Annotated in this window: 21 protein-coding genes; 5 read left to right on the top strand and 16 right to left on the bottom strand. The window is 44.1% G+C overall.

Annotated elements, in window-relative coordinates; all coding sequences use genetic code 11:
- Positions 1-52: 52 nt before the first annotated feature.
- The gene (locus tag AABM38_RS04520) at positions 53-1,069 is read left to right on the top strand and encodes a DUF3231 family protein (RefSeq protein ID WP_423409334.1); all 1,017 of its coding nucleotides are present in this window, start codon (positions 53-55) and stop codon (positions 1,067-1,069) included.
- A 39-nt stretch (positions 1,070-1,108) separates the two neighbouring features.
- Here AABM38_RS04520 and AABM38_RS04515 read toward each other — a convergent pair whose 3' ends face one another.
- From AABM38_RS04515 to AABM38_RS04480, 8 genes are all read right to left on the bottom strand, one after another.
- Entirely contained in the window at positions 1,109-2,665 is a 1,557-nt protein-coding gene (locus AABM38_RS04515; protein WP_423409333.1) for a fumarate hydratase, read from the bottom strand.
- Positions 2,666-2,872: 207 nt separating this feature from the next.
- Positions 2,873-3,076 (bottom strand): SE1561 family protein, encoded by a 204-nt coding sequence (locus tag AABM38_RS04510; protein ID WP_423409332.1) that lies wholly within the window; start codon positions 3,074-3,076, stop codon positions 2,873-2,875.
- Positions 3,077-3,214: 138 nt separating this feature from the next.
- Entirely contained in the window at positions 3,215-4,900 is a 1,686-nt protein-coding gene (gene ggt, locus AABM38_RS04505) for a gamma-glutamyltransferase (protein WP_423409331.1), read from the bottom strand.
- A 172-nt stretch (positions 4,901-5,072) separates the two neighbouring features.
- Complete coding sequence (locus AABM38_RS04500) at positions 5,073-5,876, bottom strand: YtxH domain-containing protein (RefSeq protein WP_423409330.1); 804 nt, start codon at positions 5,874-5,876, stop codon at positions 5,073-5,075.
- A 184-nt stretch (positions 5,877-6,060) separates the two neighbouring features.
- Positions 6,061-6,894, bottom strand: coding sequence for a YfkD family protein (locus AABM38_RS04495; RefSeq protein ID WP_423409329.1), 834 nt, complete (start codon positions 6,892-6,894; stop codon positions 6,061-6,063).
- Positions 6,895-6,997: 103 nt separating this feature from the next.
- Complete coding sequence (locus tag AABM38_RS04490; RefSeq protein WP_423409328.1) at positions 6,998-7,615, bottom strand: YczE/YyaS/YitT family protein; 618 nt, start codon at positions 7,613-7,615, stop codon at positions 6,998-7,000.
- A gap of 95 nt (positions 7,616-7,710) precedes the next feature.
- A complete protein-coding gene (gene cax, locus AABM38_RS04485; protein WP_423410651.1) occupies positions 7,711-8,772 on the bottom strand; it encodes a calcium/proton exchanger in 1,062 nt (353 codons plus the stop codon).
- An 84-nt stretch (positions 8,773-8,856) separates the two neighbouring features.
- On the bottom strand, positions 8,857-9,246 hold the full coding sequence (locus AABM38_RS04480; RefSeq protein ID WP_423409327.1) for an OsmC family protein: 390 nt from the start codon (positions 9,244-9,246) through the stop codon (positions 8,857-8,859).
- Positions 9,247-9,426: 180 nt separating this feature from the next.
- Between AABM38_RS04480 and AABM38_RS04475 the strand changes: the two genes are divergently transcribed.
- Positions 9,427-10,608, top strand: coding sequence for an MFS transporter (locus AABM38_RS04475; protein WP_423409326.1), 1,182 nt, complete (start codon positions 9,427-9,429; stop codon positions 10,606-10,608).
- A gap of 18 nt (positions 10,609-10,626) precedes the next feature.
- Here the strand turns inward: AABM38_RS04475 and AABM38_RS04470 are convergent, their stop codons facing one another.
- The gene (locus AABM38_RS04470) at positions 10,627-11,571 is read right to left on the bottom strand and encodes a DMT family transporter (RefSeq protein ID WP_423409325.1); all 945 of its coding nucleotides are present in this window, start codon (positions 11,569-11,571) and stop codon (positions 10,627-10,629) included.
- Between the two features lie 193 nt (positions 11,572-11,764).
- Between AABM38_RS04470 and AABM38_RS04465 the strand changes: the two genes are divergently transcribed.
- Complete coding sequence (locus AABM38_RS04465) at positions 11,765-13,684, top strand: heavy metal translocating P-type ATPase (protein WP_423409324.1); 1,920 nt, start codon at positions 11,765-11,767, stop codon at positions 13,682-13,684.
- Positions 13,685-14,611: 927 nt separating this feature from the next.
- Here AABM38_RS04465 and AABM38_RS04460 read toward each other — a convergent pair.
- Together AABM38_RS04460 and AABM38_RS04455 are read right to left on the bottom strand one after the other, a co-directional pair.
- On the bottom strand, positions 14,612-15,427 hold the full coding sequence (locus AABM38_RS04460) for a YihY/virulence factor BrkB family protein (RefSeq protein WP_423409323.1): 816 nt from the start codon (positions 15,425-15,427) through the stop codon (positions 14,612-14,614).
- Between the two features lie 46 nt (positions 15,428-15,473).
- Positions 15,474-15,836: a YtxH domain-containing protein gene (locus AABM38_RS04455; protein ID WP_423409322.1), complete on the bottom strand. Its 363-nt coding sequence runs from the start codon at positions 15,834-15,836 to the stop codon at positions 15,474-15,476.
- Positions 15,837-16,247: 411 nt separating this feature from the next.
- Here AABM38_RS04455 and AABM38_RS04450 point away from each other — a divergent pair, with 411 nt between their 5' ends.
- Together AABM38_RS04450 and AABM38_RS04445 are read left to right on the top strand one after the other, a co-directional pair.
- Positions 16,248-16,433 carry a DUF1128 domain-containing protein gene (locus AABM38_RS04450; protein WP_423410650.1) on the top strand — a complete coding sequence of 62 codons (186 nt, stop codon included), beginning with the start codon at positions 16,248-16,250 and terminating at the stop codon, positions 16,431-16,433.
- A 136-nt stretch (positions 16,434-16,569) separates the two neighbouring features.
- The gene (locus tag AABM38_RS04445; RefSeq protein ID WP_423409321.1) at positions 16,570-16,896 is read left to right on the top strand and encodes a hypothetical protein; all 327 of its coding nucleotides are present in this window, start codon (positions 16,570-16,572) and stop codon (positions 16,894-16,896) included.
- A 488-nt stretch (positions 16,897-17,384) separates the two neighbouring features.
- Here AABM38_RS04445 and AABM38_RS04440 read toward each other — a convergent pair whose 3' ends face one another.
- The 5 genes from AABM38_RS04440 to tatA all read right to left on the bottom strand — a co-directional run bounded on the left by AABM38_RS04440 (position 17,385) and on the right by tatA (position 23,569).
- Complete coding sequence (locus tag AABM38_RS04440) at positions 17,385-17,969, bottom strand: molecular chaperone TorD family protein (protein ID WP_423409320.1); 585 nt, start codon at positions 17,967-17,969, stop codon at positions 17,385-17,387.
- Between the two features lie 105 nt (positions 17,970-18,074).
- Positions 18,075-21,173, bottom strand: coding sequence for a molybdopterin-dependent oxidoreductase (locus tag AABM38_RS04435; protein WP_423409319.1), 3,099 nt, complete (start codon positions 21,171-21,173; stop codon positions 18,075-18,077).
- Positions 21,163-22,446 (bottom strand): NrfD/PsrC family molybdoenzyme membrane anchor subunit, encoded by a 1,284-nt coding sequence (nrfD, locus tag AABM38_RS04430; RefSeq protein WP_423409318.1) that lies wholly within the window; start codon positions 22,444-22,446, stop codon positions 21,163-21,165. Before nrfD ends, AABM38_RS04435 begins: the two co-directional genes overlap by 11 nt.
- A 12-nt stretch (positions 22,447-22,458) precedes the next feature.
- On the bottom strand, positions 22,459-23,346 hold the full coding sequence (locus tag AABM38_RS04425; RefSeq protein ID WP_423409317.1) for a 4Fe-4S dicluster domain-containing protein: 888 nt from the start codon (positions 23,344-23,346) through the stop codon (positions 22,459-22,461).
- A gap of 22 nt (positions 23,347-23,368) precedes the next feature.
- Positions 23,369-23,569 carry a twin-arginine translocase TatA/TatE family subunit gene (gene tatA / locus AABM38_RS04420; protein WP_335429580.1) on the bottom strand — a complete coding sequence of 67 codons (201 nt, stop codon included), beginning with the start codon at positions 23,567-23,569 and terminating at the stop codon, positions 23,369-23,371.
- Positions 23,570-23,833: the final 264 nt, after the last annotated feature.

The following is a 23,833-nucleotide window of genomic DNA, read 5'->3' as shown; positions in this document are numbered from 1 at the left end:
TAGTTATTTTTAGCAAATAGTATTTACATATATGAATTCTAAGGAGAATAACATGACTGAAGAACAAAAAATCGATTGGACCTCCGGAGAAATGGGAAATCTTTGGAATGTTTACATTGCTAATTCGATGGCAATCTGCATGTTCAAGCATTTTTTGCTGCATATCGATGATGAGGAAATAAAAGAATGCCTGACAACAGCGGATGATCTGAGTAAAAAAATCCTGTCTGACCTTAAGGGATTTTTCGAAATGGAAGGGGTTGCTTTACCCCAGGGATTCTCGTATGCAGATGATGTAAATGAAGATGCGCCGCGATTGTTTTCCGATAGCTTCTATATTAATTACCTTGATATGATGGTGAAATACGGGGCTTTATATTACAGTGTCGCACTTCCTTCATTTTCAAAAATGGAGCTAAGGAATTATATTACTAACCTCAATATCTCAACGCTTCAATTATCTAACAAGGTCACCGAGGTTATGCTTAAAAAGGGGCTGCATTTGCGTACACCATTCATTCCCGCTCATAAATCGGTAGCTTTTGTAAAAAAGCAAAGCTATTTCAATGGTTATTTTGGAGATAAAAGGCCTCTGTCTGCGCTGGAAATCACACACTTATTCTCGAATATCCAGGTAAACGCGATTAAGACCATTTTGGTCATGGGTTTCAGCCAGGTAGCGAAAAATAAAGAAGTACGGAATTATTTTTTGCGCGGAAAAAAGATTAATATTAAACAGCACAATATACTATCTCAAATCTTGAACAAAGAAGATTTGCCAGTATCTATCCCAAGCCAGTTCAAACTTACCGATTCCATAGATGCACCATACTCTGATAAGTTAATGCTTTTCCATATTTCAAATTTGTCTTCTGCAAAGGTACGTAATTTTGGCGACTCGATGGCTGTCAGTCCGCGGCATGATCTGGGTTCGACCTATGCGAGATTCTTGATGGAAACGGCCAATTTTGCTGAGGACGGAGGGAATATCCAGATTGAAAATGAATGGATGGAAAGACCTCCGGGTAATGTGGACCGGAATCAGCTTGCTAAACAGAAGAAAAAGTAAAAGGAGGCTTGCATTTATCAGCAAGTCTCCTTTTTCGATTTATTTATACACTCTGTCTGCAAACTGTGCCAATTTTTCAAGTGATGATTTTTCAACGTCACGATGCAGGCTGTTGCCGTGTGAATCCATTGTAACGACTGCTGTAAAGCCTTCTACCTTCAGATGCCACATTGCTTCTGGAATTCCAAAGTTCATCAAATCAACACCCTCGACAGACTTGATGCAGTCAGCGTAATACTGAGCAGCCCCGCCGATTGCATTCAAATAAACGCCGCCGTGTTCCTGAAGTGCTGCGAGTGTCTTCGCGCCCATGCCGCCTTTTCCGATTACAGCGCGGATGCCAAATTTCTTCATGATGTCACCCTGGTAAGGCTCCTCACGAATACTTGTCGTCGGTCCTGCAGCCTTCACATGCCAGTTGCCTTCATCATCCTTCAGCATCACCGGTCCGCAGTGATAAATGACCTGGCCGTTCAAATCGACTGGAGAATCATGGTCTGACAGATATTTATGAATCGCGTCGCGTCCTGTATACATCATGCCAGTAATTTTAACGACATCCCCAACCTTAAGCTGACGGATTTGCTCTTCTGAAATTGGAGCAGTCAAGGTGATTACTTCAGGCTCAGCTGGTGCTTCAACAGCTGCGGCGATTTCCTTTGCAGCAACAGGCTGTGCGAAGTCGATTTTTTCGCCTTCCTGATACATCCATTCCTGGATTTCTCCCGTTTCGGGGTGGACGGCTACACCAAGACGGCGGTATGCCCAGCAATTATAGGCAACGGAAACGAAGAAGCTGGCAGGAATACGATTCATGACGCCAATTTTACAGCCAAGCAGAGTCGTTTCGCCGCCAAAGCCCATCGTACCGATTCCAAGTTCGTTCGCGTTTTTCAATATATATGTTTCAAGTTCGTGTAAATCTTCATTTGGGTTCACATCATCAACGGAACGGAATAACTGTTCTTTTGCAAGATCATAGCCGGATGAACGGTCGCCACCAATGCCAACACCGATGAAACCAGCACTGCAGCCTTGTCCCTGCGCCTGGTAGACGGAGTGCAGGATGCATTTACGGATTCCGTCAAGATCGCGGCCGGCACGCCCAAGTCCTTCAAGCTCTGCTGGAAGGCTGTATTGAATGTTTTTATTTTCACATCCGCCGCCTTTTAAAATCAGGCGGGCATCGATGTAATCTTTTTCCCATTGTTCGAACTTAATGACAGGAGTTCCGTCGCCAAGGTTGTCACCGCTATTATCCCCAGTAAGCGAGTCAACAGAGTTAGGACGCAATTTACCGTCTTTTGTAGCAAGAGCAATCGCGTTTTTGATCGCCTTTTTCATCTCGATCTGGTTCGCTCCTACAGGTGTCTTAATTTTAAAAGTTGGAAGTCCTGTATCCTGGCAAATTGGCGATACATTGTCATCCGCCATTTTAATGTTGTTGGTAATGGTTGCAAGGCTCATTGCTGAACGAGTTCCTGCATTTTCGCGTTCTGCCGCAGCCTTGATTGCCCTGCGTACATCCTTAGGAAGGTTCGTGGATGTTTCTACGATCAGCTGGTACATACTTTCCTGAAACTTTTCGATATTCATTTGTCTACCCCTCTCTCTGCTCCCATGTTCGTCAATCTTTTATCTATGTGAAAATTTCATAACAATTTCTCGTTACCATTATACTCCTATCATCTTTTGAATTAAAGATGAAAAGTGGAATCGTTTAAAGGGAAAAAATGTACAGGATTTCCACCATTATTGATTTTTCACGCAAAAAAAAGAGACCTCATCAAAAAGGTCTCCTCACTACTCGCGATTTTTAAATTCGCGGCACTTAGCATCCATTTCTTCAACGATCTGGATCATGCGGTCGATGTCTTCTAAATCTGCTTCTTCCGGATCAATTGCGTCAAGCAAATCAGCGAACATATCTAAACGCTGTTTCAAAAACACTACTTGTGTATTGTTATCTTTAATCGGATTTCCCAAACTGATCTCTCCTTTCACCATCGTTTACATCCTACCGAAAAATTCGTTATTCTGCAATATTAACTGATAGTTATCGAAGTGAGTAATGTTATCTTGCACTTTTATAAGGCGATCTAAAAAATAAGATGAGCAGGCCAAGTCACAGGCCTGCTCATCACTTTAGTCATCCAGTCCAGCTGCTTTACCTTCACGGCTTGAATCTGCTGCTCCATACAGTAAACCTTTTTCACGGTCAATCTGTATCGCCTGGACGTTGCCGATTGGGAAGGGGCCATCCGCAAATTCAAAGCCCATAGATTCCATCTTCCCTTTGCTTTCCATGCTGATTCCAGCTTCCCAGCCAATCAAAGGACCAGAGCTGTTGAAAATCCTCGGCTCCTCGATAGCTTCTTTTAGATCCATGCCGAAATCAAGCACGTTGACGATCGTTTGGAATACCGATCCTACAATTGTTGGACCGCCTGGCGAACCAAGCGTCAAAACAGGCTCATCATCCTTGAAAACGATTGTTGGTGTTTTACAGCTTACCGGACGTTTTCCTGGCTGTATTTCATTCAGCCCGCCAGGTACAGCATCAAAATCAGTCAATTCATTATTTAAAACAAAGCCATGATCTTTTACCATGATTCCGGATCCGAATGGATGTTCAACTGTTGAAGTACATGCCACGATATTTCCCCACTTGTCCATAACCGTAAAGTGTGTCGTCTCACTTCGTTCCTTATCCGGCTCAAACGGCTGTCTTACAACGTTAATTTCTTTTCCATCGGAATAGGCCCATGGATTTCCGAAATCAACGGAGTCATTCCTGCGTTCAAAATTAATCAGCTCACGGCGGTTCGCAAGATATTCTTCATTCAACATGCCTTTTAGCGGAATATCGCCAAACTCCGGATCGCCGGAAAAGGCAATTTTATCAGAAAATGCAATTCTCATTGCTTCTGTAAACAGATAATATTTTTCCCACGACTTCGCATTGTACTGACTTAAATCGAAGCCTTCCAGTATCTTTAAAATTTGCAGCATTGTTGTTCCGCCTGCACTTGGCATATTGCAAGAAGCAATTTTATGGCCTCTATACGTGCCCCATACTGGTTCGTCGATTGATATTCTGTAGCTCTTGAGATCTGAAAGCTCCATGATGCCTCCGAGATCTTTTAATGTTGAGACGATTGCTTCCGCAATTTCTCCCTCATAAAAGGATTCAATTCCATCCCTTTGAAGAATGCGGAAGGTTTTTGCGAGATGTTCCTTCTGGTAGACATCTCCTTCACATAAGCCCTTCCCACCTGGCATAAAAAGTTCCCTGGCATGATCGCCAAGACGGTATTCGAAGTTTTTCAATGACTGGTCCATGACCCAGTTAACGTCTACTCCTTTTTCTGCTGCCTGTGCCGCTGGTTCGATCAAATCCGCAAGAGGTTTTGTTCCATACTCTTTTCTTGCTTCTTCCATGGCTTTTAAAATACCAGGTACCCCGACCGCAGAAGCATGTGTTGATCTTTTGCGAAAAGGAATGACTTCATCATTGTCATCCAGAAATAGCTTTGAATGTGCTGCTGATGGTGCCCTTGTGTGTCCATCAAATATTTTAACGGTCTTGCTCTCGGCATGGTACACCATGAAAAATCCGCTGCCCCCGATTCCTGTCATCATCGGTTCCCCAACGTTCAAGCCAAATTGGATGGCAATGGCGGCATCGATTGCGTTGCCGCCCTCCTTAAGGATTTTTTCTCCTGCATCAGTAGCGACAGGATGGGCCGAGGCGGCCATCGATATTTTCCCTGTTGCTGTTTCTCTATCAAATTTACTCCTGTTCGAGCGAGTTTTGAAATCTTTCCCCATAATCGTAATCCTCCCAAAGTATCTTTTCTGAAGTATGTATAAGTAAATTACCCGTTCGACCAATATAAGAAACAAGCAAAATAATGGGATTGCGGGTTTGTCGAACGAATAATATACGCAATAACATCTAAAAAGCCAGCCCTGGGATCAGGACTGGCTTGGGATGGCAAGATTAACGATTGTTGTCGTTATTCTGTTTTTCAGGTGATACTGCAAATGTGTTGGAAGTATTGCCTAATCCTGGTGTGTCAGCAGGCTGGCTGTCCATTCCTGTTGCATAGGCACCTGCACTATTCGTTGAGCTTACTGTTGAAGAACTGCTGGATGAAGTTGAATCCGTTGCAGAGTTCAACACAGGGTTGTCCATTGCTGTTGTGCCTGCTTCCTTAACTTTTGAACCAATATCCTTTAACCCCTCAGTAGCTTTTGAAGCTGTGTTTAATGCTTCATTGGATAATGATTTCACATCACCCATCTTGCTGAAAACATCCTCATTCAAGCGCTGGTAAAGGTTTTGAGCATCACTGATTGCTTCCTTCAAAATGCTGGACGCTTCTTTAAAGCTGCTCATCATTGATTCTTTTACATCAGTAGGATTATTTTTCACCTCGCTGATGACATTCATTGACGTATCTTTTACATTGACTGCTGTATCCTTCAGCTTAGTACGCGTGTTGGAATCAAGCATAGCCAAAACGCCGCCGATTGTCGCGCCAATCAGAACGCCCTTCATCAGCTTGCTGTTCGAGCCGCCTGAATAATCCATTGCATTGCTGCCTGAGTATCCGCCGCCCGAAAAGTTGTTTGAGTAGGAATCATTGTTGGCTGTACTCGCGTAAGTTGTTGTGCCTGTCGTCGTATCGTAATAAGCATTTTCCGTAGAAGAATTGAAATTTGAATTTTTGCCGGTTGAAGATGTGAAATTTGAATTGTTGTCCATTGAATTGTTTTCGTTCGAAAGAATATTCTGTGACATAATATAGTTCCTCCTTGGTTTGAATAATTTGTTTTATTTGTTATGCCTATCTAATTCCCGGATTAGAGAACGAATAAACAGGATATATCTACCTTTTGTCAAGAGGAAAAAATTACCGGTAATATGAAAAGAAAAAGCCTGATCCATTTTATAGTGGATCAGGCTTAGGATATCTTTCTAATAGCTATCTCGGTCTCTCACTGGATACAAAACCGAAACTTACATGGTCCTGTACCGGTATCCAGGCACCGATTCCTTGAGTAACGACGTTTTTGACAACGATGAACTTTTTGCTGCCTTTTAACATTAGATAGACTTCACCATATGTGACTTTACCTTTTTCATTAATGGCAGGGGCATATGCATACAGATAACCGAGCCTCTTTGGCTGGATATTATAGATGTGATCCTTCTTCGTTCCTCCACCGACAATGGTTTCGAATGCCAGCGGAAGTCCTGTTTTCTTTGCTGCTTGTAACAGCATCATTTTCTGGACATCTTCCGCGTTCTTAATTTTTGCGGTTAATCCGCCTTTAATAACCTTTTGCTGCTCCTGGACATAATGAATTTGATAAATTGCATTGCCGCCTCGATTGTCAAAATAATTCGTATTGATTTTTTGAAATTCCCAGTTTGGCGATGTTTCCGTTGATTCATAAGTCAAAGGCCATTCGCCAAGGTAAACAATCGCCCGGTAGCCAATGGCGAACGGTGTGCTGTTGATCGTCGTTTCATTAAGCATCCGGATTAAGTCAGGGTTTTCGATTTTCACTTTTGAAGTTTTAATCAAGCTCTTTGTCAGATCGCTTGGCTGAAGAAACGGCAAATCTTCTGTCGGATTAGGATAGGTGTTATCCTTTGTTATGTTCGTAACAGAGTTAGGTATCGTATACTTCGCTTTTTCCGCCTGTTTTGGCTGAGGAGCTTTATTCGCCTTATCTTCCTTAGCAAATCCAGGTGTTAAAATGGACATCATGAAAACCATCGTCAAGACAAGGATAGCTGCTGTTTTTTTCATGCTGTTGAACTCCTTTCACTACAAGAAACTTTTGCGTTTGTTTATAGTGTTTTCGGAGTCGCAGAACTTTATCCAAGGTTTAAAAATTTATCTTCTGTACGATCTATCTATCTGACAGTACCAGCTTGTTCATCAATTTTTCAAAAAACGGGAAGAAAAATTGAATGAGCGGACCAATCGCGAATGTGACGATCAGAGTGCCGATTCCAATCGGTCCTTTAAAAATGAAAGCCGCCGATAAGGCAATGACTTCACCCAGCGTTTTGGCAACCATTAAGTTGAGCCCAAATCTTTCCCTTAATGCCATCATGAAGTTATCAATGGGAATCAGCGGGAATTTCGCTTGCAGGTAAATGGCCAGGCCGAGACTAAGGGTTACCATGCCAAGCAAAAATACCGCAAATTGCTTTACATAACCTGTCACAATTAATTCGTCAAACACTCGCAAAATCCAAAAATCGATTAAAACTCCGGTGATGAGCAGCGTAATGACGGCTGCAACATCCGGTCTTCTTTTTACCAGGGCTGCATTCACAAAAATCAAAATGATTCCGACGATGACGACCCAGCTTCCAGGTGTAAGTCCGACTGTTTCCGAAAGCCCAACGTTTAAAGCATCCCAGGCACCTGTACCCAATCCTGCTTTAATGGTCATCGATATCCCAAATGAAAGAATCGTCAACCCAATGATAAAAAATAGCGCGCGATAAAAAAAAGCCATGATTAAATCTCCTTCTAAATAACGATTGAAGAACCTGTCAAAAAGCGAAAAAAGAACCCTGTCCTCTCAGAACAGAGTTCATTGATTCTATTATATTAAAGCAGGTAAAATCCAATACCCATTATAACATATGCGCCTAGAAGTGTAAGTCCCTCAAACCAGTTTGTTTCCCCATCATTTGCAATACTGATCATCAACAGAACTGATACCGCCATTGAGATCATCTCAGGCATTGAGAAAACAAGCGGCATTGTCGTTTCAAATAATAAAGAAACAAGAACGAGCAGCGGGGCCACGAACATGGCTACTTGCAATGTAGAACCAACTGCGATTTCAACTGCAACATCCATTTTATTTTTATATGCCATGATGATTGCTGATGCATGCTCTGCTGCGTTACCTACAATCGCTACAATGATAACTCCGATGAACAATTCCGACCAGCCGAATGACTCACCCACGGCTTCAAACGTGTGTACCAGGTTTTCTGCCACATAGGCAACCGCTACTGTTGCCGCTAGTAGGATCATGATTGCCTTGCCTTTGCTCCATTCTGGTTCTTCATCATGGTGCGCAGTCCCGTTCTCAGAATTAGATTGGTATACCCCGCGGTGTGTTACAAGCTTAAAGAAAAGAGCCGCCAAATATAAAGCAATCAATATAATCGATACACCGACACTCAGGTTCAGTGTGGCGGTATCATTCATATCCATCGAGAATACTTCTGGAATGACGAATGCAACGATTACTGCAAACATCAGAAGTGCTGAGTTGTGTCTAGCATCATATACATTAAAATGCTGGCGTTTGTACTTAATTCCTCCAACAAAGAAGGAAAGGCCGGCTACCAGCAGCAGGTTGCCCAGTACAGAACCTGTAAGAGAAGCCAGTACCACACCTACAAGACCTGCTTTCAAGGCGAAAATAGAGATGATAAGTTCTACCGCGTTTCCGAAAGTAGCATTCAACAATCCCCCGATACGCGGGCCAGTTACGATTGCCAGACTTTCTGTCGCTCTTCCCATGAAGCTCGCCAAAGCGATAATGGTCAAGCAGTATACGATAAATAACATGATACTAGGCCAATGCATCAATGTCCCGATGACAGACAACGGGACACCGATAAATGTTAAAATCATAAAAATCTTATTTGCCATCATTTAATCCTCACTATTCATTTTTTAAATTCCTTGTACTCGCGAAGTTCTCTCCCGCTCATGAATCTAAAGCGCATTAAGTAATTAGCCGCGAATGATTTCGAACGTTTCTTCCACTTCGATACTGCCAATCACGGATTGGACCATGGAACAGTTTTTCCTTGTCAGAACCATAGCTTTTTCGATTTTCTTTTCGTCAAGATTGTTTCCTTCAATGCGAAAATGCACCTTGATTTTGCTCACTCTGCTGGCTTCTTCTTCTATACGTTCTGCTTCGGCTGTAATATGTATATCCTTTATTTCCATTCTCATTTTTTCCAAAACCTTGCGGAGAACGCCGCCGCTGCATACCGCAACCGAAGAGACAAGCAGCTGGTATGGTCTAAATCCAAACTCGTCATCACCGGCAACATCCAGCCTTCCAAAGCCAACTTCCGTGTAAAAGCCTACATCTGGTTTCATTTTAAATTCCATCTCGTTATCATCCTTTATATGTATTCATAGCGGAAATACTCAATTTAGAAAAATTTACCGCATTTGCTCATAAAGAGATTACACTATTTTTTCCCTTAATTAAACTAAAAAAACATTGCACATAAAATTTTATAGCATTAACATCTATAGAAGTACAAATCATCAGTCAGGAGATTCCACATGAATATCAGCATAAAGCTTCGTTTCTGGATTTTGGTCATCATTGTGGCTATTTCAGGGTTCTCGCAGGGGATGCTGCTTCCCTTGATTGCGATTATTTTTGAACAGGATGGCGTATCGTCATCAATGAATGGCTTGCATGCCACGGGATTATATATAGGTATTTTGATTGCTTCACCATTAATGGAAGCGCCACTCCGGCGATTTGGCTACAAACCCATCATTTTAATCGGCGGATTGGCAGTGGCTGTATCCCTTGCCTTGTTCCCGTTATGGAAGTCTTTCTGGTTTTGGTTTCTTTTAAGGCTGGCCATCGGGATTGGCGACCATATGCTTCATTTTGCCACACAGACTTGGATCACATCATTTACGCCAAAAGAAAGGATCGGCAGGAATATATCGATTTACGGACTGTTCTTCGGCCTCGGTTTTGCAGCCGGTCCTCTGATGACCCGTTTTATTGAAGTGAGCACAACATTGCCGTTCACCCTTTCATCTGCTGTCAGCCTTGCCGCCTGGATGATTGTCTGGCTGCTGAAAAATGAGCACCCGGAACACGATCTGGAGAGCACTTCCTTTTTCGGGACAATGAAACGGTTTGGAAAAGTATTTAAATATGCCTGGGTAGCGTTTCTTCCGCCTTTCGCATTTGGTTTTTTAGAGGCGAGCCTGAACGGAAATTTCCCGGTATATGCGATGAGGTCTGGAATTGGAGTAGAAGCTGTTGCCATCCTGCTGCCCGCTTTTGCCACAGGGGGGATTCTCTCCCAGCTGCCACTGGGGATTCTCAGCGACAAGCTTGGCAGGAGAACGGTATTAATTACGATTACACTGTCTGGATTCATCTGTTTTACCGTTGCAGGGCTTTTGGAGGATTCCACAACAGGCTTGCTGGTTTGCTTCTTCCTGGCAGGAACGCTTCTTGGATCCACTTTTTCACTCGGCATCAGCTATATGGCTGACTTGCTTCCTAAACAGCTTTTGCCGGCAGGAAACTTGATGTGCGGAATCTTTTTCAGCTTTGGCAGCATCAGCGGTCCATTCATCGGTGGTGTAGCAATTGAACTATTAGAAGGAATCAGCTTTTTCTATGTCGTCAGCACGATGCTGCTGCTTATTTTCATCCCACTTGTAGCAGTCCGGCCTGAAGGATCATCCCAACAAGAACCAAAATCAGCCTAACCATACAGAACAGCCTCCCTATTTCGAAGGGAGGCTGTTTTTTGCTGCTTTTCGTACTGGCCGGTTCACAAGCACGATGCCCGCAACAACTAAGATCAATCCAGCAATAACAAAATAATGCAGTGGTTCATCGAGCAGTATCGAAGATAAGATCACGCCGAATACCGGCACTAAAAATAAATATAAGGAAACTTTTCCGACCTGATTGTATTTCATGACGTTATTCCATAAAATAAAGCCCGCTGCTGACAGGAATGCCAGGTATACAAGCATCATTATCGATTTCAGATCAAAACTGAAAGGCACCAGTCCTACTGAAAACCCGCCGATTGCAATAAGGCCAATCGAACCCAGAATCATCTGATAGGCAGTCATATAAATGACTTCCATTTTTGCGCTGCCTTGCTTGGCAAGAATATTGCCATAGGCTCCTGCAAGCATCGCGAGCATCAATAAGACTTCACCAATCCCGAAGTGTATTTCATACTCTCCATTCGGCCAGTTGGCAAAAACGACACCGGTGAAGCCAATCATCAGCCCGGCGACCTTTAAACGGTTCATCCTGTCATCAGGATAAAGCAAATGGGCTAGGAGGATTTGAAAAAATGAAGTCGTCCCAGCGATAATGGAGCCTTGAATGCCAGTTGAGTAACTGAGTCCGATATAAAACAGGACATATTGCAGGAAGGTCTGGAACAATCCGATTTTTAATAATGGAAGAGTCGTATCCGGCCTGAACTTCATATCCCTTTTCAGCAACAGGAATAAAATAAGGATAAGTAGTCCGGCAAGCAGGAAGCGGTATCCTGCAAACAGCATCTGTTCACCCATCTCTTCCGGCCTGATATCAAGGCTCTTGTAGCTTAATTTTATAAATGGAAAAGCACTCCCCCAGAGGAGAGTAGCCCCAGCTGCCGATACTGCGATTCCCAGCGGGTGGGTGAAAAAGTCTTTAGTTGTCATTAATTTGTCTCCTTAGGCTATAGCATAATTCTTTTATAAATCATATATTGTATGGTAACATAATAGTGAAAACTATATGTACCATTTGCTCTGGCTTTTCGCTGTCATCATTCCGATGACAGCTTTCGTGTTTTTTAAGGGTATTGATTGTGATTATTAGTATCAATTAGGAGTTGAAAAGGAGGAGAGAAACATGGCTCAAGGAGCGAATGCCTTGATGAAGCAAAAATCTGTTCCTGAAGTTAGTTTAATGGAAAAAGTAAAGCCGCACGCGGAACTGGTTGCCGCGATAATCAGCGGGTTATTGATTGCTCTCGGCTGGATCCTCAGCAAAGGAGATTCAGAGACAGCCTCCGTTACTGCTTTCATCCTCGCTTATGTGATTGGCGGGTTTGCGAAAGCCAAAGAAGGCATTGAAGCCACAATCGAGGAAAAAGAATTGAATGTGGAAATGTTGATGATTTTCGCGGCGATTGGCTCTGCGATCATTGGCTACTGGACGGAAGGCGCCATTTTAATCTTTATTTTTGCCATGAGCGGCGCACTGGAAACGTACACGATGAACAAGAGCCACAAGGAAATCTCCTCACTAATGGAATTACAGCCGGAGGAAGCGCTCCGGATTACGAACGGTACAGAGGAAAGAGTACATGTCTCAAAGCTGGCAATAGGTGACTTGATTTTGGTTAAGCCGGGAGAAAGAATTCCCTCCGACGGCAAAGTGGCTAAAGGGCAGACAACGATTGACCAGGCCGCGATCACCGGAGAATCCATTCCTGTTTCCAAGGATGCGGGCGACGATGTATTCGCAGGAACGGTTAACCTGACAGGCTCGCTTACGGTAGAAATTACGAAGCCAAATAATGAAACATTGTTCCAGAAAATCATTCAGCTTGTACAGAACGCACAGAGTGAGAAGTCCCCTTCCCAGCTTTTTATCGAAAAATTTGAAGGAACCTATGTGAAGGTTGTGCTCGCAGTCGTTGTGCTGATGATGTTTGTTCCACACTTCCTGCTTGGATGGAGCTGGACTGAAACCTTTTATAGAGCCATGATTTTGCTGGTTGTCGCATCGCCTTGTGCATTGGTTGCTTCGATCATGCCGGCAACTTTATCGGCCATTTCCAATGGTGCCAAGCACGGAATCTTATTTAAAGGCGGCGTCCATCTGGAAAACCTGAGCCATTTAAATGCGATTGCTTTTGATAAAACTGGCACGCTGACTAAGGGTAAGCCTGAAGTAACCGACTTGATTGTTGCTGATGGACTCGACCGCGATGAGGTCCTGTTAAAAGCCGCTTCCATCGAGAGCCACTCAAACCATCCGCTTGCGAATGCGATTGTAAAGTATGCCAAGGATACACTTGGCAAAGAGCTTATTCATCCAGAGAGCATTGAGGATGTATCTGGATGGGGTGTAAAAGCCCATTATGAAAACGAGGACTGGAAAATTGGAAAAGCGGATTTTGTCGGCCGCTCAGCTGCTGAAACATTTGCTGATGGGGTTTCATTGAAACTTGCCGGTGAAGGCAAAACGATTGTATTCATTGAACGGAACGGTGAGCTTGCAGGATTGATGGCCTTAAAAGATATCGTGCGCGAAGAAACAAAACATGCCATTGACCTGTTAAAATCAGAAGGAATCTTTACGGTCATGCTTACTGGCGACAGCAGGAACACCGCAAAAGCAATTGCCGCTGAGAGCCATGTGGATGAGCATATCGCAGAATGTCTGCCTGAAACGAAAGTAGAGGAATTGAAGAAGCTGAAAGAACGATTTGGCAATGTGGCGATGGTTGGCGATGGCATCAATGATGCTCCTGCTCTCGCTACTGCGAATGTCGGAATCGCCATGGGTGAAGGTTCAGATGTCGCGCTGGAAACGGCGGATGTAGTGTTGATGAAAAACGACTTGCCGAAAATTGCCGAAGCGATCAATCTATCCCGCCGCATGAACAGAATCGTCAAGCAGAACGTCGTCTTCTCGATTCTCGTCATCATGGTGCTGATCGCCTCAAACTTCCTGCAATTTCTCGACTTGCCATATGGTGTAATTGGCCATGAAGGAAGCACGATCCTGGTTATTTTGAATAGCTTACGGTTATTGAAATAAGAAAAGCGCAAGCGCCTTGGCCCGAATAGACTCGAAGGGCTAGGCGCTGCGCTAGATAAAAAAATCCCGCTCGGCCAAAATGTGCCAGCGGGAATTTTTTTTAGTGATATCCATTTGATCCATTCGCAGAACCTGATGTTTTCTGCTTAGGATTGCTTTTGTTTCCTTTTTGTTTTGTGCCGCCGTCTTTTTTCGTTTTCTTGGTCATCCTTAAAATCCCCCTTGATAGAAGTGAGGTACTTGCCTCCCTTCTATCTTCCGCAAAAAACGGTTTAGATTCCGCGGAAATTTAAGGATATAGGGATAAGTATTAAGAACAACTGTCTTGCCCTGTAATTTGGACAGGTTTCTTGAATTCGTCCTAAACCTGTCAGAATGCAAGCCTCTTATGGACAGGTTTCTTGGAATTCGCCCTGAACCTGTCAGAATGCAAGCCTCTTTTGGACAGGTTTCTTGGAATTCGCCCTGAACCTGTCAGAATGCAAGCCTCTTTTGGACAGGTTTCTTGGAATTCGCCCTGAACCTGTCAGAATGCAAGCCTCTTTTGGACAGGTTTCTTGGAATTCGCCCTGAACCTGTCAGAATGCAAGCCTCTTTTGGACAGGTTTCTTGGAATTCGCCCCAAACCTGTCAGAATGCAAGCCTCTTTTGGACAGGTTTCTTGGAATTCGCCCTGAACCTGTCAGAATGCAAGCCTCTTTTGGACAGGTTTCTTGGAATTCGCCCTGAACCTGTCAGAATGCAAGCCTCTTTTGGACAGGTTTCTTGGAATTCGCCCTGAACCTGTCAGAATGCAAGCCTCTTTTGGACAGGTTTCTTGGAATTCGCCCTGAACCTGTCAGAATGCAAGCCTCTTTTGGACAGGTTTCTTGGAATTCGCCCTGAACCTGTCAGAATGCAGGACTCATTCGGACGGATAGGCTTCAATCAGCATCCAGCCTTCTTCTCACTGAAATAAGCATTGATTTCTCCGCCGATGATAATGATATAAGCAGAAAAATAAAGCCAGAGCATCAGGACAATGATGGCGCCAATGCTGCCATAAGTAGCAGTATAGGATGCAATATTGCTGACGTAGTAAGAGAACCCAATGGAAACAAGCACCCAGCCTGCTGTCGCAAAGACAGATCCAGGCACGCCACTGATGCAGGTCAGCTTTTTGTTAGGTGCAATCCAGTACAAGCCCAGAAAAACGATAAAAAGAATCAGGACACTGATCAGCCAGCGAAGCATATTCCATACATGAATAAACTCTTCCCTTAAGCCAAGATTCGCAAAGAGCCAAATGCCAATTTCTTTTCCAAACACAGGGAGAATCAAAGCAACTAGAAAAACAAATATCATCGCAAAGGTCAGTATGACAGCCATTAATCGGCTTACGATGAACGATCTCGTTTCTTTTACTCGATAAGCTCTGTTAAAGGCTGTTACAATGGCATTTATTCCATTGGAGGCAGTCCATATGGTCGCAATCAGACCAAAAGATAAAAGCTTGCCGTCCTTTTGCATAATATCCGCAAGGCTGTTCCTGATTAAATCCATTGTCTCTCCAGGGGCGTAATCGTCAAAAAAAGCAAGAATATCCACCTCGGTTATCGGCAGATACGGTACCAGCGTCACCAGGAAGATCAATAATGGAAATAAGGAAAGCAATAAGAAGTATGCAAGCTGGGCAGCAAGTGCCGGAACATCATCCTCCTGAATCCTGTGCCACATTTGCCTGAAAAATGATAAATCAACCATTGATTCACCTCACCATATGCTTTCCGTGATCTAAATAAGGGCTTGTTTAAAGTTCATTTCCATCTATATGCGACGGACTTTGGTCAGATGATGCAATTTTCCGCAACGTTTCCTTTGTCCCTTTTACAAGCTCGGTGACCTGTGGTGGAACATCCCTGATTTCCTCTACTTTTTCTGTAATAAAAGCAACGTCCTCTGTTACTTGTTCCACTGTTGACCGGACTTTATTCGCTACATCCTTGATCTCTTCAAATAATTCATTTGGGTTTTTAACCGCGTACGCTACGCCGCTTGATACTTTGCTGAAATCTTCTTTAACACCGTCGCGGGTCGATTTATCCAAAAGACTTACAGCCCCTCCTGCTAACGCTCCTAAAACCATACCCATCCAAAATCTCCTCGAACTCATATCCTTCTCCTCCTAAATAGTTTTGTCCTAACGCAGACATTCAGTCTTGCCTGCTTCCTATCTAACATTTTCCACGATTGCCATTGCTTCATGCAAGTCTAAGGGGACTTTTTTGCAAATTCGTTTTTTGTTAAGGCTGTTTTGATAAACTTTATTGCTTTGAATAAGTTGATTTCAACCAATCCATATAAAACAACAATCTTTTTATAATTGTACATTGAGCTATTCGGATGCAATCAAGGATAAGAGGAAAATGCGATGACGCTAAGCGCTTAATTATAAATCCAAGCCTTTCAAGGAGCGGGATTTGTAATTGACTTTTCTAAGTGAACATGGAAAGATGAATGTACAACCCTTGAAAGGATGAACGGAGTGGACTTAACTAAAAACACACCTGAAAACGTTGAATTCATGATTGAAAAAATTAAAGAAAAGCTTAATGTCATGAACATCGGCGCCATCAAGTCATCGCACTTTGACGGCGAAATGTATGAAGAACTTGTAGAGATCTACGAGATGATTATGAAAAAGAATAATTTCAGCCCTAACGAGTTGCAGGCAATTGCAGAAGAACTGGGCAATTTGAGAAAGCAATAATAGATGACAGGCGCCAAATCAGGTGCCTGTTTTTATGTGAATGAAAAATATCTCAGAAAATGTCTAAACTTTATAGTTTCCACTATTCATATAATGTTATAAGATAGGTTTATTACTTTTCAAGGGAGTGAAGACCGTGAAGAAGCTTAGAACTTCAGCCCTGAGCCTGCTCCTGCTATTTACTTTCTTACTCACCCACGGAACGCTTCCTGCTGAAAAGGTTAAAGCATTTGGCACAAAAACGAAAGCAATCCTCCTAGTGGATAAGGCTGCAGAAGACCTTCCCGATCCAGATACCAGTGATAAAAAAACCTTTACCATTTTTTATACTATTGTTGCTCTCCTTTTTATACAGCCCTATATCAGCAGACGTATTCCTGCAAATGCCTTTACCGCCTTTTTCGCCTTTCTGACGGCTGTGTTTTATCAATCCAATTATGTGATCAAGCCTCTGAGATTTTAAGCAAACTTAAAATCAAAGGAGGAATGAATCATGTGGTTTCGTTTTCTGATGATCGGCTTCTTTTCACTGACGGCTTCAAGCTTTTTGCTTTACCAGGGAATTGAGTTTTATCATGCGTTTATCGATTTGTTTAAGCAAAGTAAATAAAATGGATGTAAAAGAGGGTGTCCCGAAATTATCTTGGGACACCCTTTTATTGTAACTGATGAGCATCAGTTGATTTTTGCGGAAGAATGATGAAAAAGCCCAACTGCCAGCTATTTCATCATTCTTCTAGGTGCGTCGAGTGGGGGTAGTATAACAACTCGGAAGCTTTTTTTCTCCTTGAGTTGTTCTCGGAACCCTTCTCATGACAACTCGGCGGCTTTTTTTCTCCCCAAGTTGTTCTCGAGATTTTTCATAATTTACACGCCTTTAACTCACTTTTGAAAATTAAAATACTGACTAAAAGGTCACATTCAACGGCCTTTTGAGTCAGCCACTTGTTGTCACGCTGCTTCCAGCCAATCCTCGCCCATCAAATCGGCATAAAAGCTGAGGAATTCCTTAAAAAATGGATGCTTTATCTTTAATCCAGCTGCTTTAAGCATAGGGTTGAGGCTTGGCTGGATGTAACGCTTCAGTACTTCTGCTTCGATTTCTTCCAACTGCTGCAAATACTCGCGGTCTCCCTCTTGATCTGCCTTGATTTCTGCCTGTAAGATCGAGCTCAGGAATGCGGTCATGCTGCCATAATGGTCTGGCAGCCTGTTCTGTTCAAGCGGGAAGTAGAAGCCTGTTTTTTCATAAAGGCCAATAAGGCAAAGCAAATCCTGCTTGCGGGCTTCTTCATCCTCCCCTTCCTTTGGATAGGAGGAAAAGTAAGGGGAGACAAAATGGTCTCCCGGTATGAAAAAGTGATTGTCATGCCAGAGCTTCACTTCCTCCCGTTCGTAAAATGAATGAAATGAAAGCTCTGCCTGCATGTCTTCAGGGACGTCATTCATGAAATCTTCGTAGCGGCTCCAATCCCCAAACCAAATGCTGGTTAAAATATTTGCGATCGCGAGCTTTCCATATCGTTCTTCCATCATTGTCTCCACCTTCATTTTCCAAGAAATTTCGGGGATGTCTCTGTCAGCCAATCCCCGATGATATAAGCTTTTCTATACAGTCAGTACAGCGTAAATGCCATGATATTAAACCTTTTCCACGTCTACAAATACATCCTGCTGTGCTGGGCCGCCTACTAAAAGGTCAGCGAGAAAACCCTCGAAGTAGCTGCCATCCCGTTCCGTTAAGGCATTCACTGAAAATCCAAGTCCTCTCTGTTTTGCTAAGCCGGATTCTTCGTGGAGCGGTCGATTGAATTCATAGCCAGTATGGCCATATTTTCCGGCCGGCTCGATTGTTTTTCCATCCACTTTCACCGGCTTCGAGCCATATGCGCTATGCCCGAAGCTGAAATTTGCTCCTACAACCCCTGGCTTGATTCCTGGAGTGACGAGTGCCCTGCCTTTTACCTTGGCACTGCTTGCAACGATGTAAACTTCATCATCTGTCTGGATCCCTTTCTTTCTGGCATCGATTGGATTGATCCACAAATAATTTTCAGGCTTGATTTCACGCAGCCAAGTGTTGCCTTCTGTCCGGTGCGTTGCCATATTCCTTGATTTCCAGTTGATGAATTGCAGCGGCTTGTTTGGCTTGTAAACCTCGCCATCATATTTCTTGATTTCCTCTGCAACCGGAACGCCCTCGAAGAACTTGCCTGTATAGGCACTCTTGAAGCCTGCTGCTTTTTCATCGTAAAAATAAACCTGCTTTGCCCATTGATACTTTAGCTTATTGCCGACATATTCGTCGCCAGGTGCTTCAAAACGGCCGCCTCGGTTCAATACGTATACGACTTTCTTCCATTCTTCTGGTTTCACAGCGTTTTTCAACTTTTGGATATCGAAGTATTTCCCTAACGCTTTCTGTCTTGCTTTTTCAAAAATCGCCAACTCTTCAGCGTTTGCATCCTGAACCGGTTTTTTGCCGTCATAAGCAATGTTTGCGATTCGTTTTAAGTAGTAATCTTCTGGCGTGTTAAGTGCTGATCCATCAGTAAAAGCTTTTTCCCCTACTCCAGGGAGGCCCATTTGTTTTAAAAGATCGATATATACCTGTTCGGTTGGACGAGCGTCTGGTACTACCCGTGTAACAGGCTGGATGACTCCAGCAAACTTATATTTTAAAATCGGGAAAATATCTTCCGTATTCCAGCTTTCCAGGTATGCAAGATCTGGCAGGATAAAGTCAGCGAACTTTGAAGTTTCTCCGATCATCGTATCAGAAGAAACGACCAGCTCGACGACTTTGGGGTCCTTGATGAATTTCGCCTGCATATCCGAGCGCGGCGAATTCATTACCGGAGATGTCCTATTAATCAGAAGTGCACGGATTTTGTATGGATATCCTTCTGCTGAGCTTGGCAGTACATCCTGAATGAGGTTATTCCCAAACGGATACCATGGACGTTTTGCCGGATAGCCGTCCTTTGCGAACAATGATGTTTTTTCATAAGGTACTTTTTGCCGAGTAATCGGAATGCCCCAGCCTTTATTAGCGTTCGGAACGGTCAACAAGTCATAGCGTCCTTCAAATGTCTTGAACTTCGCGCTTAATACAGTGTCCCCGCCCTTCCAGTCGTGATTTCCAACCAGATGGTTTAGCATGTTGATCGCACGGACATTGTAGTATCCGTTTGTATGCATTGCCGGTCCACGGTAAGAATGGATGCCTACTTTCTTTCCATGTGAAGTGAATTCACGGGCAATCTGGATGATTTGCTCAACCGGAACATCTGCAAGCTTTGAGTATTCCTCAATTGATTTTTCCATTACTTTGTCTTTATAGATTTTAAAAACTGATTTTACTTTAATACCTTTAATCGTTGCCTCGACATCGAGCGCGCCGTTCCTTGCTTTCGTATGAGGAACTGGCTGACCGTTCTCCATTACCACAAATTCTTCGCCGCCGATTCCGAGATCCTTCGCGCGGACGAATGGGCGTTTTTTGTCGCCGACATTCACAAGGAAGGATGCATCGCTCCAAGTTGTCTCATCATCAAGGTTTGCTGCTTGCTGGTTAGGATTGCTCAGGTACGTCACATCATAACGGTTATTCTCAATGATCCAGCGGCCCATTGCCATTGCCAGGGCACCATCTCCGCCCGGTTTTACAGGAACCCAGACATGCGCTTTTTCAGCTGTCTTGCTTAGACGTGGATCAATGACCACCACCTTCATGCCTCGTTCAATCGCATTTGTGATCTGCGGGGCAAATGTCGTTGGACCGCGATTGGCTACCATCGGGTTTGCACCCCAGATGATGACCATTTCTGCATTATCATAGTCAGGAATCATCCGCTTCTTCGGCTTTTCGGAATCATGAGACCGTGAATTCCCCACTGCGCTCTGAACCCCGCAGACGCCTCCATGATCATAATAATTTGCCGTTCCTAGGCTTCCCGTTGCAAGGCGTGAAATGAAATCACGTCTATGGCCCGCCATGATGGCAATCTGGTTAGCCTTTGGCCCAAAGTCAGGATGGTTTGTATCAATTAGGACATCCTTATACTTTTGATCAAAAGCAGCCTTTGTCATGCTGCCAGCCTTAAGCTGATCCCAATCAGCCATGACCGCTTCTTCAGGTACGTACTTCCACATTTCTTTTAAGCCAGGTGTCCCAAGGTCCTTGCTGCCTTCGAGGATTTCTTTATAGGCTTCTTCCCAGCTGACCGTTTTCCACACGCCGCTGCCTCGTTCCCCTACACGCTTCAATGGCTTTTGAACCCTGAACGCATCATAATTTGTCTGGATTCCTGCCTGACCTTTCAGGCAAGTCCTTCCGCCCCGGAAGCCGCGTCCAAGCTTGGCAACATCACCAGTTCCTTTTACCGCCTGCGCTACCGGTGTGTCATAGTTGATATGTCCATAAGGAACCATATTCATCGGGCTGTATTGGTTGCCGGCAATTTTGCGGACAATCGATGAATAGGCTCCGCCTGCCGCTCCTGCTGTGATATATGTTTTAATCGTGCAAGTAGCGTTACACTGCTGGCACGAAGTAAAAATAACATTTTCTGCTGTATAGTCCTGGTAGTCTGTACCTGCACCGTGCGCTTCGTCGATCCAGACACCATTCATCACCTGTTTGATTGGCCCTACGAAAGCAGGCCCCACAAAAGCGACCGCTCCAAGGGTACCGAGAGCTTTTAAAAATCCGCGCCGTTTCATTGGTTTATTTTCCATTATGGCTCACCTCGTCAGAAGTTTCTTCGATTGGCAGCAGCAGCTCGCCGAATGAATAGATTAATAGGCCCATCGCAACCACGCCGACACTGACCATCCATTCTTTTATCGTCGGCGCATAATTGCCCACTGGCAGTTCGTGGAACACTGGCACAACAAGCGGCGGTACAACGATATTGAAGCGGACTCCAATGATTCCGATGACAATCAGGATTGCCGCTGCCAGCAGCGCATTAATGTTTTCACTCGTTTTTTTCCAGAAGACAATTGTGATCGGTACGACTGCACCGAGGAGCATTTGCACGATCCAGAAGGACCACGCTTTGTCACTTGTCAGCATCGTTGCCAGTGAGTCCAGGTGTTCAGCCTCGAGACCATACCAGCCGATCAGATATTCATAGAATTGGAGACCAAGGTCAATGATCAGGAAGCCGACCATCAATTTAGCTAAGGAAACAACCATTCCCTGATTAATCGGCTGCTTCTGGACTTTTTTCTTGATGATATACATCGCTAAAAGCAAGGCTGTACCGGAAACCATTGCCGAGACAACGAAAATGATTGGGAATAACGCGGTATTCCATGCCGGACGTGCTTTTACCACTGCGAAAATCGTTCCGGTTCCGCCGTGAACACCCAGGATTGCCAGCGGTATCCCGATTGTGCCGAGAATTTTCATCCACATATGGTCACGTTTCTTTGTGGCAGCATCAATTGTTGCATTCTTGAAAGTGATCAGTCTTGCAACAAAGCCTTTTAATGTATTACTTTTAACAGCGCGTACAAGGTCTTCCCTCATTGCGATGTAGAGCTCTGCGGTTAATAGCGCAATGTACACAAGGTAAAAATGAACTTCCCACCCGAGCGGAGAAGTGACATTCCAGTAGATGATTGCGTTCATCAAGCGTTCTGGCCGGCCAAGATCCATCAGGACAAAGGTCAATGCCACGATCATACAGACAATTGCGGTGAACAATGCTGCCTTTCCTACCCTCTCGTATTCTTCCATTCCAAACACATAGATTAAAGTTGATAGCAGGAATGAACCCGCGCTCAAGCCTACAAAGAAGATGTAAAAAGCAATCCACGCTCCCCAGGGAGTGATGCTTGATAGATTCGTAGCTGCGAGTCCTGTGATGAACCTTTCAACGATAAAGTATCCGCCTGTCAACAAGGCAACGATTAACGCTGCGATCCAGATTTTAAAGGCTTTGGATATAGCTGCTGGTTTTTCAGCACTTTTGTGATTTAAATTAACAGCGAGATTAGACATATTCAATCCCTCCTATCGTAAGTAAATAACGTTTGGATGCGTTCCAAGCTCTTCCTTCAGGCGGAAAGCTCTTGGGCTTGCAGCCAGTTTGGACACAACACTGTTTGGATCGCTGATGTCGCCAAAGAAGCGCGCATCGCCAATGCAGGTTTCCACGCATGCCGGCTCTTCGCCTCTTTGCAGGCGGTGGAAGCAGAAGCTGCACTTGCGGACAGTTCCGATTGGCGTCTTGCCTTTTTCACGGCTGCCGCGTTCTTTCCCATACTCTGGGCTTGTTACATCATTGTAGCCAACCATTTCCTGCTCATAGCTCTCGCCGAAATCGAAGGAACGCGCTCCATATGGGCACGCAACGATGCAATAACGGCAGCCGATGCAGCGGTCATTATCGATGGCGACAATGCCATTTTCCATTTTGTAGGTCGCTCTTGTTGGGCAGACCTGGGCGCATGCTGGCTTATCGCATTGCATGCACGGTCTTGGAAGGTTCACCGCCTTGATGTTCGGGAATTCTCCTTCAAGCGATTCCATGACGACGTTGTAGGAAATGCCTGGCGGCGTGCGGTTTTCCGCTTTACAGCTAACAGTACAAGTATCGCAGCCAACGCATTTTTTCAGATCGATGACCATCGCCCATTTCGGCCCGTCACCTTTTTTCTTCTCTTCAGGAGCTCCTGATGCATAGTAGTTACCGAATTCCTGTGTAAGTGAAGAGGAATAAACTCTGTGAAAATCCTCTATTTTGAGTTTTCCGCTGATGACCTTCCTGGCATCGCGTGCCATATTCAAGCCAAGCTGGGTATCATACTGGGATTCATCCAATTCCTTCTTCGCATCTGGAAGCATCTTGTCGACTATTTTGTCATAATCTACTTTTTTCTCATTTGAAAATAGGCCCATGATTCGTCACCTCTTTATGCATTTATAATTCTTTTTTGATTTCCTTCAGATCGTCTGCAATATCGTCTGTAATATCGCTTGTCAGCTCCCTTGTAGATTTCTTGAATTCCTTCAGCGTCTGCCCGAATGCCCTTCCGATTTCCGGAAGTTTCTTCGGACCAAAGATGATTAACGCCAGTGTCAGGATTAAAATCAAACCAGGTACGCCAATATTGGATAGCATGGTGCCACATCCTTTTATTTTTATTTGCCTTTATATAATGCAAGGGGCGTGCCAACTTTTTTGGCATGCGCTTATTCCAGATTCAGAAAGCCCTCAATCCCTTGCGGCTGTTGGGGATGTTGGAATCGTGACACTTCTGTGAACAAAAAAAAGCGGCCGGCTGGAGCTTTTTGCTCCAAACCCGCCGCTTTGTTTTGTGACATTTTGACATGGTGTTGCAATCTTGGCATGTGACATTTTGTCATGGTGTTGGGGGATTTGGCA

The organism is Heyndrickxia sp. MSNUG, assembly GCF_049532715.1.
Classification (GTDB): Bacteria; Bacillota; Bacilli; order Bacillales; family Cytobacillaceae; genus Mesobacillus.
Note: the sequence above shows the minus strand (reverse complement) of the source record. Positions and strands in the feature narration are given on the sequence as shown.